The sequence below is a fragment of the Pseudomonas sp. MC6 genome (assembly GCF_054790575.1).
This window is the reverse complement of sequence record NZ_CP186504.1, coordinates 2,778,002-2,792,716: the sequence shown is the minus strand read 5'-3', so window position 1 is coordinate 2,792,716 and position 14,715 is coordinate 2,778,002. Positions and strand designations below refer to the sequence as shown.

The following is a 14,715-nucleotide window of genomic DNA, read 5'->3' as shown; positions in this document are numbered from 1 at the left end:
GGGTGCCCAATCAAGAATTGATTGGGCGAAGGCCCATCAATATTCCCAGAACATCCGTTGCAGCTCTTTGCTGTCGTTGGTTTTGGTCAGGGCGACCATTGCCAGGATGCGGGCTTTTTGCGGGTTCAGGTCGTGAGCCACAACCCAGTCGTACTTATCATCTGGCTGTTCGGCGTTACGCAGGACGAAGCCGCCAGCGTTGACGTGGGAGGAACGAATGATTTGCACGCCATCCTTGCGCAGTGCTTGCAGGCTCGGAACTACGCGAGAGGACACCGAGCCGTTGCCGGTACCGGCGTGGATGATTGCCTTGGCACCGGATTGTGCGAGGGCCTTGTAGGCAGTATCGCTGACGTTGCCGTAGGAATAAGCGATTTCTACGTCAGGAAGGCTCTTGATGTTTTTGATGTCGAATTCAGAATCCATGGTGTGACGCTTGGCTGGCAAGCGGAACCAGTAGGATTTGCCTTCTACCACCATGCCCAGTGGGCCCCAGGCACTTTTGAAGGCTTCGGTCTTGATGTTGATCATCTTGCTGACGTCGCGACCGGACTGGATTTCATCATTCATGGTCACCAGTACGCCTTTGCCGTGCGCTTCTTTGCTGCTGGCTACGGCCACGGCGTTGTACAGGTTGAGCATGCCGTCTGCAGACATTGCGGTGCCCGGACGCATCGAGCCAACCACGATGATCGGCTTGTCGGTTTTTTCCACGAGGTTGAGGAAGTAGGCGGTTTCTTCCAGGGTGTCGGTGCCGTGGGTGATGACGATGCCGTCGACGTCTTTGCTGTCGGCCAGTTCGGCTACACGACGACCCAATTGCAGCAGGTTTTCGTTGGTGATGCTTTCCGAGGCAATCTGCATGACTTGTTCGCCACGCACGTTCGCCAGTTTGCTCAGTTCGGGAATGCCGGCGATCAATTGTTCGACGCCAACCTTCGCCGCCTGGTAGGTGGCGCTGTTGGCGGCGCTCGCGCCAGCGCCGGCGATGGTGCCGCCGGTGGCTAGTACTACGACGTTAGCGAGCTTGGTCTGGGTTTCGACTTCTTTCGCCTGAAGGGCGGTGGGCAGGAGCAGGAGGAGGGCCAAAGCGCCCGGAACCAAAGTGTTGAAAGCAGATTTCATTATTTTTCTCTCTAGTAGTGAGACGGTGCTGATGCAGGTTCATCTAGATGCACTCCGAGCCGATCTGGATGCCCGGGGTGCGGTGAAGGGAGCAGGATCTGTACCAGCCGTACTTTGCGTCAGAGAAATGTTTAACTCGATGATTTACATCAAGATTTTATTAGTTGGCAAATCGCGGGACGAATCGTTTATCCGGGTTTCCGAACAATGGGCGCTTTCTCGTTCGGCTCTCCGAAAAGGACTACTGCTTTTGTCGAGTGATTCCAGTGGCCGGTTTCGGCTTTTGTGCTAAAGAAACCTTCGCGGGGGCCGATGGTTGTTCAAGTAAACAGAATCTAGGGAGTTCACATGTCACTGACGGTCGGTTTATCTAATCCTGCTGCAGTCACCATCGGCGGCAAAACCGCAGCGACAATCAATGCATTGAGCGAGGCGGGAGCTGAGGCTTCCACCGAGGCGCTGGGCACTGAGAAAGAATCGAACAATCAGGTCCGGACCGGTGGTGCTGCTGCGCCAGAAGACAGCAAGGCTGAAAGCGGCGACAACCTGAGCGTCACGGTCAAGATGTTGCTCAAGCGCATGCAGGAATTGCAGAAGCAACTTCAGGAGCAGCAACAACAACTGGCGGCCGCACAGGCCAAGAGCTATCCGACGCCTGAGGCCAAATCGCAGGCGGTGATGTCCATTCAGGGGCAAATCGCGCAAACCAGCGCTGCGATGGCAGAAGTGGCCGGTGCACTGGTCAAGGAAATGACGAAGAGTTCCACCAGCGGTAATCTTGTCAGCACCACGGCATAAGCAGCGGAGGGCGAGTCGGACGATTCGCCCTAAAAAAAATGACGATTTCTGATTGTTGACAAATGTCGGCGGGATTCGCATAGTTCGGTCTACGCAAACGTTTGCGCGGCTCTCCCGGCGCTATATGGCCCGCAGATAGCCAAGTAGCTTACGCCAGCGCAAGCGTTGCTCACAATAATCATAAGATCGGAGTGAACCCATGAAGCTGCCATTCGCTGGACGTCTTCTTGCTGTCGCTATGCTGGCTGCCACAGCCGCCGCACTACCTGTCTCTTCGGCATTCGCCGAATCCGCCGAAAAACCTAAAGTCGCGCTGGTCATGAAGTCTCTGGCCAACGAATTCTTTTTGACCATGGAAGATGGTGCCAAGGCCTACCAGAAAGAACACTCCGCCGATTTCGACCTGATCTCCAACGGCATCAAGGATGAAACCGACACTGCTGGCCAGACCCGCATCGTCGAGCAAATGATTCTGGCCAAGGTCAATGCACTGGTCATTGCGCCTTCCGATTCCAAGGCCATGGTGCCGGTGATCAAGAAAGCCGTCGACGCTGGCATCACCGTGATCAACATCGATAACCAACTCGATCCGGCAATCGTCAAAAGCAAAAACATCAGCGTGCCTTTCGTAGGTCCGGACAACCGCAAAGGTGCGCGTCTGGTCGGTGAGTACCTGGCCAAGCAGCTGAAGGCCGGTGACGAAGTCGGCATCATTGAAGGCGTGTCCACCACGACCAATGCCCAGCAGCGCACTGCTGGCTTCAAGGATGCGATGGATGCGGCGCAAATCAAGATCGTTTCCCTGCAGTCCGGTGACTGGGAGATTGACAAGGGTAACAAGGTTGCCGCCTCTATCCTCAGCGAATACCCAGACGTCAAAGCACTGCTGGCCGGTAACGACAGCATGGCCGTCGGTGCTGTTTCCGCCGTACGTGCCGCCGGCAAGGCTGGTCAGGTTCAGGTCGTCGGTTACGACAACATCAACGCGATCAAGCCAATGCTGAAAGACGGTCGCGTGTTGGCCACGGCTGACCAGTTCGCTGCCCGACAAGCGGTGTTCGGCATCGAAACCGCGCTGAAAATCATCAAGGGTGAGAAAGTTGACAGCGGCGCCAACGGCGTGATCGAAACACCGGTCGAGCTGGTCACCAAGTAAGTCTTCTGGCGACACAACGGCGCTCGTCCGTCCGGGCGAGCGCATGGAGAGTTTTTATGTCAGTTTCCGCCCCGAACGCTGTCCTCTCGGTCAGCGGTATCGGTAAGACCTATGCGCAGCCGGTGCTCAGCGGCATCGATCTGACGCTGATGCGCGGTGAAGTGCTGGCGCTGACCGGCGAGAATGGTGCCGGTAAAAGTACCCTGTCGAAAATCATCGGCGGACTGGTCACCCCGACCACCGGCCAGATGCAATTCCAAGGCAAGGACTACCGTCCGGGCAGTCGTACCCAGGCTGAAGATCTCGGCGTGCGTATGGTCATGCAAGAACTCAATCTGCTGCCGACCTTGTCGGTCGCGGAAAACCTGTTTCTCGACAATCTGCCAAGCAATGGCGGCTGGATCAGCCGCAAGCAACTGCGCAAAGCGGCGATCGAAGCCATGGCGCAAGTCGGTCTCGACGCCATTGATCCGGATACGCTGGTTGGCGAGTTGGGTATCGGCCATCAGCAGATGGTCGAAATCGCCCGCAACCTGATTGGCGACTGCCATGTGCTGATTCTCGACGAACCGACCGCGATGCTCACCGCGCGCGAAGTTGAAATGCTCTTTGAGCAGATCACCCGCTTGCAGGCGCGCGGCGTTTCGATCATCTACATTTCCCACCGTCTCGAAGAGCTGGCCCGAGTCGCACAGCGCATTGCCGTGCTGCGTGACGGCAATCTGGTCTGCGTCGAGCCGATGGCCAATTACAACAGCGAGCAACTGGTAACGCTGATGGTCGGTCGCGAGTTGGGTGAGCATATCGACATGGGCCCGCGCAAGATTGGTGCCCCGGCGCTGACGATCAAAGGACTGACGCGCTCCGACAAAGTTCGCGATGTCTCGTTCGAAGTCCGTGCCGGCGAGATCTTCGGGATTTCCGGATTGATCGGGGCAGGGCGCACAGAATTGCTGCGCCTGATCTTCGGTGCAGACACCGCCGACAGCGGCACCATCGCCCTCGGTTCGCCAGCCAAGGTCGTCAGCGTACGTTCGCCGGTTGATGCGGTGCGTAATGGCATCGCGTTGATTACTGAAGATCGCAAAGGTGAAGGCCTGCTGCTCAGTCAGTCGATCAGCGCCAACATCGCCCTCGGCAACATGCCGGAAATTTCCACTGGTGGGGTCGTCAACAACGGCGAAGAGATCGCTCTGGCGCAGCGTCAGATCGACGCCATGCGCATCCGCAGTTCAAGTCCGACACAACTGGTCTCAGAGTTGTCTGGCGGCAACCAGCAGAAGGTCGTGATCGGCCGCTGGCTGGAGCGTGACTGTTCGGTGCTGCTGTTCGATGAGCCGACCCGAGGCATCGACGTTGGTGCCAAGTTCGACATTTATGCCCTGCTCGGCGAACTGACGCGCCAAGGCAAAGCACTGGTGGTGGTGTCCAGTGATCTGCGTGAACTGATGCTGATCTGCGACCGGATCGGCGTGCTATCGGCAGGGCGCTTGATCGACACCTTCGAGCGCGATAGCTGGACCCAGGATGACTTGCTTGCCGCCGCGTTCGCCGGCTACCAAAAACGTGATGCGCTGCTCAATGAAGCGGCGCCTAGGGATCTCCCATGAAAACTGCTTCTCCTGCCGGCAAACGTGGTGGCAACTTCTATGGCCTGGGCACTTATCTGGGCCTGGCCGGTGCCTTGCTGGCGATGATTGCGCTGTTCTCGGTCTTGAGCAGCCACTTTCTGTCCTATAACACCTTCAGTACCTTGGCCAACCAGATTCCCGATCTGATGGTGCTAGCGGTCGGCATGACCTTCGTGTTGATCATCGGTGGCATCGACCTTTCGGTGGGTTCGGTTCTGGCGCTCGCCGCTTCGACGGTCAGCGTCGCCATTCTTGGCTGGGGCTGGGGCGTGTTGCCGTCAGCATTGCTCGGCATGGCAGTGGCGGCACTGGCCGGTACGGTCACTGGTTCGATCACAGTGGCGTGGCGCATTCCATCGTTCATCGTTTCCCTGGGTGTGCTGGAAATGGCTCGGGGACTGGCCTATCAGATGACCGGATCGCGCACCGCGTACATCGGTGACTCGTTCGCTTGGCTGTCGAATCCGATCGCGTTCGGCATCTCGCCGTCGTTCATCATTGCCCTGCTGGTGATCATCATTGCTCAAGCGGTTTTGACCCGCACCGTGTTCGGTCGCTACCTGATCGGCATCGGCACCAACGAAGAGGCGGTGCGTCTGGCGGGGATCAATCCGAAACCCTACAAGATTCTGGTTTTCAGCCTGATGGGCCTGCTGGCCGGTATCGCCGCGCTGTTTCAGATTTCCCGTCTGGAAGCCGCTGACCCGAATGCCGGTTCTGGTCTGGAGTTGCAGGTGATCGCCGCTGTGGTGATCGGCGGCACCAGCCTGATGGGCGGGCGCGGTTCGGTGATCAGCACGTTCTTCGGCGTGTTGATCATCTCCGTGCTGGCGGCGGGTCTGGCGCAGATCGGGGCGACCGAACCGACCAAACGAATCATCACTGGCGCGGTCATCGTGATAGCGGTGGTACTCGATACTTATCGCAGTCAGCGCGCCAGTCGCCGGGGCTAAGAAATGGCAACGATCAAGGACGTGGCAGCCCTCGCGGGAATTTCCTACACGACGGTGTCGCATGTGGTGAACAACACGCGGCCGGTCAGTCAGGAAGTGCGGCTGAAAGTCGAGGCAGCGATCAAGAGCCTCGACTATGTGCCAAGTGCAGTGGCGCGCTCGTTAAAGGCCAAGACCACTGCAACCATTGGCCTGCTGGTGCCGAACAGTCTCAACCCGTACTTCGCGGAGTTGGCGCGGGGCATCGAGGATTACTGCGAGCGTAACGGCTACTGCGTGATCCTCTGCAACTCCGATGACAATCCTGACAAGCAGCGCAGCTATTTGCGTGTGTTGCTGGAGAAGCGCATCGACGGTTTGATCGTCGCCTCCGCTGGCGGTGACAGCGGTCTCGCGCAGGGACTGGCCGGGGTGAAAACGCCGATGGTCATCGTCGACCGTGGTCTAGACGGTGTCGATGCCGATCTGGTGCGCATCGACCACGAATACGGTGCATACCTGGCGACCCGTCATTTGCTGGAATTGGGTCACCGCGACATTGCCACCATCGGCGGCCCGGCCAGTACCAGTGTGGCGCAGATGCGTCAGGCCGGTTATTGCCGGGCGCTGAAAGAGGCGGGCATCGACGTCCGCCAGGAGCGCATGCTGGAAAGCGACTTCACCAGTACGGGTGGATACAACGCGGCGGCGATTCTTCTTGAGAGCAATCCACCGAGCGCGATCTTTGCCGGTAACGACATGATCGGCATCGGTGTGCTGCGTGCGGCGGCGGAACGTAATGTCCGCGTGCCGAGCGAGTTGTCGGTGATCGGTTTCGACGATATCCAGATGAGCCGTTACGTATATCCGGCACTCACCACTGTGGGGCAATCGATCCTGCAGTTGGGCGAGATGGCGGCCGAAGTGCTGTTGCGAAGGATTGCTACGCCGACTCTGGGTACCGATCAGCGGATCGTGACCCCGAGTATTGTCTTGCGCGAATCGACCGCACCGTTGTCCGGCGTGTTCACCGAATACCGCTGAAACCGAATTGACGAGTAATGATGTATGCCAGCAAATGTAGTGGTAATAGGCAGCCTGAACATGGACCTGGTGACCCGGGCGCCACGGTTGCCCGTAGGTGGTGAAACGCTGATCGGTCATTCGTTTGCCACGGTTTCCGGTGGCAAGGGCGCCAATCAGGCGGTGGCCGCAGCGCGTTTGGGCGCACAGGTGGCAATGGTCGGCTGCGTTGGCAATGACGACTATGGCGTGCAATTGCGTGACGCTCTGCTGGCTGAGCAGATCGATTGTCAGGCCGTGAGCACGGTCGAGGATTCCAGCGGTGTGGCGTTGATTGTGGTCGATGACAACAGTCAGAACGCCATTGTCATTGTCGCCGGTGCTAACGGTGCCATGACACCCGCAGTGATCGATCGGTTTGATGCGGTGCTGAAAGACGCCGACGTGATCATCTGCCAGCTGGAAATTCCGGATGCCACGGTGGGGCATGCGCTCAAGCGTGCCCGCGCCCTCGGCAAAATCGTCATTCTCAATCCGGCACCGGCCAGTCGTCCGTTGCCGGCAGACTGGTTTGCCGCGATCGACTACCTGATTCCCAACGAGAGCGAAGCGAGCGCATTGAGCGGATTGCCGGTGGATTCGCTGGAAGCCGCAGAAGCTGCTGCCAGCCAGTTGATCGCCATGGGGGCGGGCAAAGTCATCATTACTCTGGGGGCTCAAGGCTCGCTGTTCGCCAATGGCAAGGGCTTCGAGCATTTCCCTGCGCCGAAAGTGAAGGCCGTCGACACTACAGCGGCAGGTGACACCTTCGTCGGTGGTTTTGCCGCTGCGCTGGCCAATGGCAAGTCCGAGGCCGAGGCTATTCGCTACGGACAGATTGCCGCTGCGCTGTCGGTAACTCGTGCCGGCGCGCAGCCGTCCATTCCAACCCAATCCGACGTACAGGCCTTTGAACCCGTATGAAAAAGACTCCTTTGCTTAACGTCGCCTTGTCGCGGCTGATCGCGTCCCTGGGCCATGGCGACATGGTGGTTATTGGTGATGCCGGGTTGCCAGTGCCGCCGGGTGTCGAGCTGATTGACTTGGCGCTGACCCACGGCGTCCCGGATTTCATCAGCACTCTGAAAGTCGTGCTCAGCGAGATGCAGGTGGAAAGCCATGCGCTGGCCAAAGAAATCTTCGACAAACAACCGACCGCGCTTAATACGCTGGATGAGTTGAATGAAGAGGGGGCCCTGGGTCGTCGCGATCTGCTCAGTCATGAGCAATTCAAGGTTCTCAGCCGACAGGCTCGGGCGATTGTTCGTACAGGTGAATGTCAGCCGTACTGCAACATCGTGCTGGTCGCTGGAGTCACCTTTTAACTTTTGATTTCACAAGCACAAGGAATGCGCCATGCAACGCTATGCTCAGAAACTGCATCAATTCATCCGGAGCCTACTGCTTTTGTCCGTGATAACTGCCACCGGCGCTCAGGCGGCGGAGAAAATCGACCTGATCATCGACACCGACCCAGGTGCTGACGATGTAGTCGCCTTGCTGTTCGCTCTGGCCTCGCCGGACGAGCTGAATATTCGCGCGCTGACCACCGTCGCCGGCAACGTGCGCCTCGACAAGACTTCGCGTAACGCCCGACTGGCGCGCGAGTGGGCAGGGCGCGAAGACGTACCGGTTTATGCCGGTGCGCCAAAGCCGCTGATGCGCACGCCGATCTACGCCGAGAACATCCATGGCAAGGAAGGCCTGTCGGGTGTCACCGTGCACGAACCGAAACAGGGTCTGGCTGAAGGCAATGCGGTCAATTACCTGATCGATACCCTGAAAAAAGCCAAGCCGCACAGCATCACGATCGCCATGCTCGGTCCGCAGACCAACCTGGCATTGGCGCTGATCCAGGAGCCTGAAATTGTTCAGGGCATCAAGGAAGTGGTGATCATGGGTGGTGCGCACTTCAACGGCGGCAACATCACCCCGGTGGCTGAATTCAACCTGTTTGCTGACCCGCAAGCGGCTGAAGTCGTGCTGAAAAGCGGCGTGAAACTGACCTACCTGCCACTGGACGTGACCCACAAGATTCTCACCAGTGATGCGCGCCTGAAACAGATCGCGGCGCTGAACAATAACGCGAGCAAGATTGTCGGCGACATCCTTAATGAGTACATCAAAGGCGACATGGAGCACTACGGTATTCCGGGTGGCCCGGTGCATGACGCTACCGTTGTGGCCTATCTGCTCAAGCCGGAACTGTTCACCGGTCGTTCGGTGAATGTCGTGGTGGATAGCCGTGAAGGGCCGACTTTCGGTCAGACCATCGTCGATTGGTACGATGGCCTGAAAGCGCCGAAGAACGCCTTCTGGGTGGAAAACGGCGACGCGCAAGGCTTCTTTGATTTGCTGACCGAGCGCCTGAAGCGCCTGAAGTAAATCATTCGCCCGCAGGTGCCAGCCTGCGGGTTTCTACACCCTCTCAGTGTGTTCAACCTGCTCGGTCGGGTAACGCTCGAAAATCTGCTTGATGAATTGCTGAGCCGCCTCCGTACCCAACTCCTTGACCAATAGATCGATACCAATCAGCGCAAGCTCCTCGGTGGTTCCCGGGCTGTAAGAGCTGTGTCCGTCTGCCCATTTGGCATTAATGGCGGCGTCGATGCTGATGGTGGTCATGGGAGCGCTCGAAAAGTCGGAAAGTCTGAGTTTCGAGTTAACCATTTTGTCGGGCGTTTGGCACTGCGACTTAGGCATGAACGGAGCGCTATGCGACACTTGGTCTTTCAAGGCTTTCCAAGGACCGTGCTGTGCAGATCGATTTGAACACCCCTGACGGATTGACGCTCGACGCTGTGCGCCAGTTGCTTGCTTCGGCCAGTGATGACGAGCACACGCAACTGCGCGTGACCAAGGGCGGTATCGCTTACATTTCTTCCGGCGTTACCGGCGGGCAGGATATCGATGGTCTGTTGTTTCGCCTGGAAACCTGGGCCAAGGGCTCGGGCTACGTGGGCAATGTCGCGGCCAGTGACGAGGTGTGGGTAATGCAGATTTTCAATGCGCTGAAGGACAACTGGCCGAATCCGCCGTATGACTACATCGACGTTTACTGAGCGCTGTTAATATTCAGTCACGATTGATTGCTGAAGTGACGCATGCCGCTCAGGCACACTCGGCGTTTTTCTGATCGTGGGGCAGGGTGATGGCCTTGGCTGTGAAACCAAAAGCCGGAATGGCGGTCGCACGATCTCAGCTTAACCATTTTGAAAACAAGGAGGCTTCATGCCTTTGAAGTTCGCGACACTGGGTGCACTTATGGCCGCTGCCATGTTGGCCGGTTGCAGCACGACCTCCAGCGAGTCGGCAAAGGAATCTGCGGCGACCGAAGCCGGTCACAGCCGCTGTGAAGCAACGGCGGCGGAGTTCGCCATTGGCAAGAAAGCTTCGCCAGAGCTGCTGGAGCAGGCGCGCAACAAGGCCGGGGCGCAAAATGCCCGCTTCCTCAAGCCGAACGATATGATCACGCTCGAGTACCGCTCTGACCGCTTGAATCTGAACACCGACAACAACCTGGTGATCACTCGCGTCAACTGTGGCTGATGAGCGAAGGCTTTTGTTGCAGGCATAAAAAACCCCGTCACATGGACGGGGTTTTTTTAGTGCGCGCAGAAATTACTCTGGGCGAACCTGTGCAGCTTGCATACCCTTTTGGCCTTTCTCAGCCACGAAAGAGACGGTCTGGCCTTCTTTCAGGCTTTTGAAACCGTCGGATTCGATAGCTTTGAAGTGTACGAACAGGTCGTCACCGCCACCTTGAGGAGTGATGAAGCCGAAGCCTTTTTCATCGTTGAACCACTTAACGGTGCCGGTTTGGCGATTAGACATGGTGTATCTCCAAGAAACATATATTTTTCAGTACTGTGCTGCTCAGGCCAACTGGGCACACCCGGGTATCATAGTCGAAATGTTCGCTTTGGTAGCCCCCCGGACGTGCTGTTTGCCAATCAGTCGTGTTTTCTTTACTGCCTTTTTCTGCTGAAAGCCCCGGTTTACAAGGCTTTGCGCGGAACGTAAAGACAATAAAAAAACCTGTAAAACCTGCATAAATCGTCTGAAAAGGCTCAAATTCAGCCCTTTTTACAGGCGCTGAGCGGACTCAGAATGCTTTTTTGATCACTTTTTCGCCGGAGTATTTGCCTTGCATTTGGCGATTTGGCCCAGTGCTTTCTGCTGCAATTCAGGAGTGGCTTTGTTGTCCATCAGCGCCTGAATGTCGCTCGCTGGATAAGACTTGATGGCGTCAGCGCCGCAAGCACAATGGGATTTGGCAGCTGCAGCACCGATTTGTTGGGTCGCCGCCTGGGTGCACTGGGCCATGTACTTCTCGCGCTCGCCCTTCGGCCAGTCGGCGTGGGCACTCAGCGGCAGCAACATAACAATAGGGGCGACGACGGCGAACAGGGTATTCAGACGCATGCGAGGATGCTCCTTGTGGGTCAATGTCTTGTTATCTGAGGGCTGAAGGGGCCATCAAGTTCAGCACTCTGGCATAAAAACAGACGATTTGCCTTGTGATCAAACAGAGGCATAAGTGACCGCTCATCTGTGCTAGCATGCCGGGCTCAAGCGTTCTCAGGCTCCGGATGACCCACAGTCCCGGCAGCGGTCGACGTGCGAATATTTCGATTTGAATCCCAGTCACTCTGGTTCGGTTTTCCGGTTGGCCGCAAGGCTCCTGCCGCTGTAAGGCAGGCGTTCGTCATTGAATGGCCTGGATCGGATCTTGTACTGGCTCATCCCAACCCACGTGACCTTTGGTAGGGGTCACCACTAGGAGAGGAGGCGCCATGCCAACTATTACTCTTCCCGACGGCAGTCAACGTTCATTCGATCACCCGGTTTCCGTAGCCGAGGTCGCCGCATCCATTGGTGCCGGTCTGGCCAAAGCCACTCTGGCCGGCAAGGTCAATGGCCAACTGGTCGACGCCAGCGACATCATCAGCAGCGACTCGACCCTGCAAATCATCACGCCAAAGGATGAAGAGGGGTTGGAGATCATTCGCCACTCTTGCGCTCACTTGGTGGGTCATGCGGTCAAGCAGCTGTATCCGACCGCGAAAATGGTGATCGGGCCGGTCATCGACGAAGGCTTCTATTACGACATCGCCTTCGAACGTCCTTTTACTCCGGACGACATGGCCGCTATCGAACAGCGCATGCAGCAGCTGATCGAAAAAGATTACGACGTGATCAAGAAAGTCACTCCGCGCGCCGAAGTGATCGAAGTGTTCAAGGCCCGTGGCGAAGACTACAAGTTGCGCCTGGTCGAGGACATGCCGAACGAGCAGGCCATGGGGCTGTACTATCACGAAGAATACGTCGACATGTGCCGCGGTCCGCACGTGCCGAACACACGCTTCCTGAAATCCTTCAAGCTGACCAAGCTGTCCGGTGCCTACTGGCGCGGCGACGCCAAGAACGAGCAACTGCAGCGCGTTTACGGCACCGCTTGGGCAGACAAAAAGCAGCTGGCCGCTTACATCCAGCGCATCGAAGAAGCTGAAAAGCGCGATCACCGCAAGATCGGCAAGCGTCTGGGCCTGTTCCATACCCAGGAAGAATCCCCGGGTATGGTGTTCTGGCACCCGAACGGCTGGACTCTGTACCAGGTGCTCGAGCAGTACATGCGCAAGATCCAGCGCGACAACGGCTACCTTGAGATCAAAACCCCTCAAGTCGTTGACCGCAGCCTGTGGGAGAAATCCGGGCACTGGGCCAACTACGCCGACAACATGTTCACCACGCAGTCGGAAAACCGCGACTACGCCATCAAGCCAATGAACTGCCCGTGCCACGTGCAGGTGTTCAATCAGGGCCTGAAGAGCTACCGCGAACTGCCGATGCGTCTGGCCGAGTTCGGTGCTTGCCACCGTAACGAGCCGTCGGGTGCGCTGCACGGCATCATGCGCGTACGTGCGTTCACTCAGGACGACGCCCACATCTTCTGCACCGAAGAGCAGATGCAGGCTGAGTCCGCTGCGTTCATCAAGTTGACCATGGACGTTTACCGCGACTTCGGTTTTACCGATGTCGAGATGAAACTGTCCACTCGTCCGGAAAAACGCGTCGGTTCCGACGAGCTGTGGGATCGCGCTGAAGCTGCATTGGCTGCAGCCCTTGATTCTGCGGGCCTGCCGTACGATCTACAGCCGGGCGAGGGGGCGTTCTACGGTCCGAAGATCGAGTTCTCGCTGAAAGACTGCCTTGGTCGGGTCTGGCAATGTGGTACTCTGCAGCTCGATTTTAACCTGCCTGTCCGTTTGGGCGCTGAATACGTCTCCGAAGACAACAGCCGCAAACACCCAGTGATGTTGCACCGCGCGATCCTCGGTTCCTTCGAGCGTTTCGTCGGGATTCTGATCGAGCACTATGAAGGTGCGTTCCCTGCCTGGCTCGCGCCAACGCAGGCGGTGATCATGAATATCACTGATAAACAGGCAGATTTTGTTGCAGAAGTAGAAAAAACTCTCAACGAAAGCGGATTTCGTGCCAAGTCCGACTTGAGAAATGAAAAGATCGGCTTTAAAATCCGCGAGCATACTTTGCTCAAGGTTCCCTATCTCTTGGTAATCGGAGATAAGGAAGTCGAGATGCAGACTGTCGCTGTGCGTACTCGTGAAGGTGCTGACCTGGGCTCGATGCCCGTCGCCCAGTTCGCTGAGTTTCTCGCGCAAGCGGTTTCCCGGCGTGGTCGCCCAGATTCGGAGTAATTATTATTAAGCGTGAAATGAGACAAGATAAACGAGCTGCACCGAAAGCCCCGATCAACGAGAATATCTCGGCACGCGAGGTTCGGTTAATTGGGGCTGAAGGTGAACAGCTTGGGATTGTGTCAATTGAAGACGCGCTTCTTAAGGCTGAAGAGGCCAAACTGGATTTGGTGGAAATTTCCGCCGATGCAGTACCCCCTGTTTGCAAACTGATGGACTACGGCAAATCGATCTTCGAGAAGAAGAAACAGGTTGCCGCAGCCAAGAAAAACCAGAAGCAGATTCAGGTTAAAGAAATCAAGTTTCGTCCAGGGACGGAGGAAGGGGATTACCAGGTAAAACTGCGCAACCTGGTACGTTTCCTGAGTGATGGGGACAGGGCCAAGGTATCCTTGCGATTCCGCGGCCGTGAGATGGCCCACCAGGAGCTGGGGATGGAACTCCTCAAGCGGGTTGAAGCTGACCTGCTCGAGTACGGTTCGGTCGAACAGCATCCTAAGATGGAAGGACGCCAGCTGATCATGGTCATCGCCCCGAAAAAGAAGAAGTAATCAACAGGGCACGGCAGGCCTTCTGATTATGTTTATCAACTGAATGCGGAGTATCCGAACATGCCAAAAATGAAAACCAAAAGTGGTGCTGCTAAGCGGTTTCTGAAAACTGCTAACGGTATCAAGCACAAGCACGCTTTCAAGAGCCACATCCTGACTAAAATGTCGACCAAGCGTAAGCGTCAACTGCGCGGTAGCAGCTTGCTGCATCCGTCTGACGTGGCAAAAGTCGAGCGCATGCTGCGCCTTCGTTAATTTTAGTCAAGAATAGAGGAAGTAACTCATGGCTCGTGTAAAGCGTGGCGTCATTGCCCGTAAGCGTCACAAAAAAATTCTGAAACTTGCTAAAGGCTACTACGGCGCACGCTCCCGCGTATTCCGTGTTGCCAAGCAAGCGGTAATCAAGGCAGGCCAATACGCCTACCGTGACCGTCGTCAGAAAAAACGTCAGTTCCGCGCTCTGTGGATCGCTCGTATCAATGCTGGTGCTCGTGTTAACGGTCTGTCCTACAGCCGTTTCATCGCTGGCCTGAAAAAAGCGTCCATCGAGATCGACCGTAAGGTTCTGGCTGATCTGGCAGTGAACGAAAAAGCGGTGTTTGCTGCGATTGTCGAGAAAGCTAAAGCCACCTTGGCTTAAGTACCCCCGACAATCACCCGGCCTCACTTCCGTGGGGCCAGGTGGTAAACGTCTTAAATAGGGGAAGAGCCTTCAAGCTCTTCCCCTATTTTGTATCTGGA

At 56.8% G+C, this 14,715-nt stretch carries 18 protein-coding genes; 14 read left to right on the top strand and 4 right to left on the bottom strand.

Annotation, left to right across the window (positions count from 1 at the left end):
• Positions 1-36: 36 nt before the first annotated feature.
• A complete protein-coding gene (locus ACOYXE_RS12530) occupies positions 37-1,125 on the bottom strand; it encodes an asparaginase (RefSeq protein WP_160057162.1) in 1,089 nt (362 codons plus the stop codon).
• 348 nt (positions 1,126-1,473) lie between these two features.
• On the opposite strand from ACOYXE_RS12530, the gene ACOYXE_RS12525 reads away from it, so the two are divergent.
• The 8 genes from ACOYXE_RS12525 (at position 1,474) to ACOYXE_RS12490 (ending at position 9,089) form a co-directional block, all read left to right on the top strand.
• Positions 1,474-1,923 carry a hypothetical protein gene (locus tag ACOYXE_RS12525; RefSeq protein WP_116031048.1) on the top strand — a complete coding sequence of 150 codons (450 nt, stop codon included), beginning with the start codon at positions 1,474-1,476 and terminating at the stop codon, positions 1,921-1,923.
• A gap of 199 nt (positions 1,924-2,122) precedes the next feature.
• Entirely contained in the window at positions 2,123-3,079 is a 957-nt protein-coding gene (locus ACOYXE_RS12520) for a sugar ABC transporter substrate-binding protein (protein ID WP_034152750.1), read from the top strand.
• Positions 3,080-3,135: 56 nt separating this feature from the next.
• Positions 3,136-4,689: a sugar ABC transporter ATP-binding protein gene (locus ACOYXE_RS12515; RefSeq protein ID WP_160057164.1), complete on the top strand. Its 1,554-nt coding sequence runs from the start codon at positions 3,136-3,138 to the stop codon at positions 4,687-4,689.
• On the top strand, positions 4,686-5,663 hold the full coding sequence (locus ACOYXE_RS12510) for an ABC transporter permease (RefSeq protein WP_095123149.1): 978 nt from the start codon (positions 4,686-4,688) through the stop codon (positions 5,661-5,663). The genes ACOYXE_RS12515 and ACOYXE_RS12510 overlap by 4 nt, the downstream gene beginning before the upstream one ends.
• 3 nt (positions 5,664-5,666) lie before the next feature.
• Entirely contained in the window at positions 5,667-6,686 is a 1,020-nt protein-coding gene (locus ACOYXE_RS12505) for a LacI family DNA-binding transcriptional regulator (RefSeq protein ID WP_160057165.1), read from the top strand.
• A 24-nt stretch (positions 6,687-6,710) separates the two neighbouring features.
• Positions 6,711-7,628: a ribokinase gene (gene rbsK / locus ACOYXE_RS12500; protein ID WP_160057166.1), complete on the top strand. Its 918-nt coding sequence runs from the start codon at positions 6,711-6,713 to the stop codon at positions 7,626-7,628.
• Positions 7,625-8,029 (top strand): D-ribose pyranase, encoded by a 405-nt coding sequence (gene rbsD, locus ACOYXE_RS12495; RefSeq protein ID WP_160057167.1) that lies wholly within the window; start codon positions 7,625-7,627, stop codon positions 8,027-8,029. Before rbsK ends, rbsD begins: the two co-directional genes overlap by 4 nt.
• A 31-nt stretch (positions 8,030-8,060) precedes the next feature.
• Positions 8,061-9,089 (top strand): nucleoside hydrolase, encoded by a 1,029-nt coding sequence (locus ACOYXE_RS12490; RefSeq protein WP_160057168.1) that lies wholly within the window; start codon positions 8,061-8,063, stop codon positions 9,087-9,089.
• A 33-nt stretch (positions 9,090-9,122) separates the two neighbouring features.
• Here the strand turns inward: ACOYXE_RS12490 and ACOYXE_RS12485 are convergent, their stop codons facing one another.
• Positions 9,123-9,329, bottom strand: a complete 207-nt coding sequence (locus tag ACOYXE_RS12485) for a hypothetical protein (RefSeq protein ID WP_077571950.1) — start codon at positions 9,327-9,329, stop codon at positions 9,123-9,125.
• A 131-nt stretch (positions 9,330-9,460) separates the two neighbouring features.
• On the opposite strand from ACOYXE_RS12485, the gene ACOYXE_RS12480 reads away from it, so the two are divergent.
• Both ACOYXE_RS12480 and ACOYXE_RS12475 read left to right on the top strand, forming a co-directional pair.
• The gene (locus ACOYXE_RS12480) at positions 9,461-9,766 is read left to right on the top strand and encodes a hypothetical protein (protein WP_007913485.1); all 306 of its coding nucleotides are present in this window, start codon (positions 9,461-9,463) and stop codon (positions 9,764-9,766) included.
• 169 nt (positions 9,767-9,935) lie between these two features.
• Entirely contained in the window at positions 9,936-10,253 is a 318-nt protein-coding gene (locus ACOYXE_RS12475) for an I78 family peptidase inhibitor (RefSeq protein WP_007913486.1), read from the top strand.
• A 72-nt stretch (positions 10,254-10,325) separates the two neighbouring features.
• On the opposite strand, the gene ACOYXE_RS12470 is transcribed toward ACOYXE_RS12475, so the two are convergent.
• The gene (locus ACOYXE_RS12470) at positions 10,326-10,538 is read right to left on the bottom strand and encodes a cold-shock protein (protein WP_003179963.1); all 213 of its coding nucleotides are present in this window, start codon (positions 10,536-10,538) and stop codon (positions 10,326-10,328) included.
• Positions 10,539-10,826: 288 nt separating this feature from the next.
• Entirely contained in the window at positions 10,827-11,129 is a 303-nt protein-coding gene (locus ACOYXE_RS12465; RefSeq protein ID WP_095047633.1) for a hypothetical protein, read from the bottom strand.
• A 371-nt stretch (positions 11,130-11,500) separates the two neighbouring features.
• Between ACOYXE_RS12465 and thrS the strand changes: the two genes are divergently transcribed.
• Genes thrS through rplT form a run of 4 tightly spaced genes read left to right on the top strand, consistent with a single transcriptional unit; the run spans position 11,501 to position 14,614 of the window.
• Positions 11,501-13,423, top strand: a complete 1,923-nt coding sequence (gene thrS, locus ACOYXE_RS12460) for a threonine--tRNA ligase (protein WP_160057170.1) — start codon at positions 11,501-11,503, stop codon at positions 13,421-13,423.
• Positions 13,423-13,974: a translation initiation factor IF-3 gene (gene infC / locus ACOYXE_RS12455; RefSeq protein ID WP_170947229.1), complete on the top strand. Its 552-nt coding sequence runs from the start codon at positions 13,423-13,425 to the stop codon at positions 13,972-13,974. Before thrS ends, infC begins: the two co-directional genes overlap by 1 nt.
• Positions 13,975-14,034: 60 nt before the next feature.
• Complete coding sequence (rpmI, locus tag ACOYXE_RS12450; protein WP_002553160.1) at positions 14,035-14,229, top strand: 50S ribosomal protein L35; 195 nt, start codon at positions 14,035-14,037, stop codon at positions 14,227-14,229.
• A 28-nt stretch (positions 14,230-14,257) separates the two neighbouring features.
• Entirely contained in the window at positions 14,258-14,614 is a 357-nt protein-coding gene (gene rplT / locus ACOYXE_RS12445; RefSeq protein WP_007913489.1) for a 50S ribosomal protein L20, read from the top strand.
• Positions 14,615-14,715 lie beyond the last annotated feature (101 nt).

Bases quoted from the DNA above. Each gene is read 5' to 3' on its own strand.
- ACOYXE_RS12485 (WP_077571950.1), bottom strand. From the start codon at position 9,329: ATGACCACCATCAGCATCGACGCCGCCATTAATGCCAAATGGGCAGAC.
- ACOYXE_RS12490 (WP_160057168.1), top strand. From the start codon at position 8,061: ATGCAACGCTATGCTCAGAAACTGCATCAATTCATCCGGAGCCTACTG.
- thrS (WP_160057170.1), top strand. From the start codon at position 11,501: ATGCCAACTATTACTCTTCCCGACGGCAGTCAACGTTCATTCGATCAC.
- rplT (WP_007913489.1), top strand. From the start codon at position 14,258: ATGGCTCGTGTAAAGCGTGGCGTCATTGCCCGTAAGCGTCACAAAAAA.
- ACOYXE_RS12470 (WP_003179963.1), bottom strand. From the start codon at position 10,538: ATGTCTAATCGCCAAACCGGCACCGTTAAGTGGTTCAACGATGAAAAA.
- rbsK (WP_160057166.1), top strand. From the start codon at position 6,711: ATGCCAGCAAATGTAGTGGTAATAGGCAGCCTGAACATGGACCTGGTG.
- ACOYXE_RS12475 (WP_007913486.1), top strand. From the start codon at position 9,936: ATGCCTTTGAAGTTCGCGACACTGGGTGCACTTATGGCCGCTGCCATG.
- ACOYXE_RS12530 (WP_160057162.1), bottom strand. From the start codon at position 1,125: ATGAAATCTGCTTTCAACACTTTGGTTCCGGGCGCTTTGGCCCTCCTC.
- ACOYXE_RS12510 (WP_095123149.1), top strand. From the start codon at position 4,686: ATGAAAACTGCTTCTCCTGCCGGCAAACGTGGTGGCAACTTCTATGGC.
- rpmI (WP_002553160.1), top strand. From the start codon at position 14,035: ATGCCAAAAATGAAAACCAAAAGTGGTGCTGCTAAGCGGTTTCTGAAA.
- ACOYXE_RS12505 (WP_160057165.1), top strand. From the start codon at position 5,667: ATGGCAACGATCAAGGACGTGGCAGCCCTCGCGGGAATTTCCTACACG.
- ACOYXE_RS12520 (WP_034152750.1), top strand. From the start codon at position 2,123: ATGAAGCTGCCATTCGCTGGACGTCTTCTTGCTGTCGCTATGCTGGCT.
- ACOYXE_RS12515 (WP_160057164.1), top strand. From the start codon at position 3,136: ATGTCAGTTTCCGCCCCGAACGCTGTCCTCTCGGTCAGCGGTATCGGT.
- ACOYXE_RS12465 (WP_095047633.1), bottom strand. From the start codon at position 11,129: ATGCGTCTGAATACCCTGTTCGCCGTCGTCGCCCCTATTGTTATGTTG.
- rbsD (WP_160057167.1), top strand. From the start codon at position 7,625: ATGAAAAAGACTCCTTTGCTTAACGTCGCCTTGTCGCGGCTGATCGCG.
- ACOYXE_RS12525 (WP_116031048.1), top strand. From the start codon at position 1,474: ATGTCACTGACGGTCGGTTTATCTAATCCTGCTGCAGTCACCATCGGC.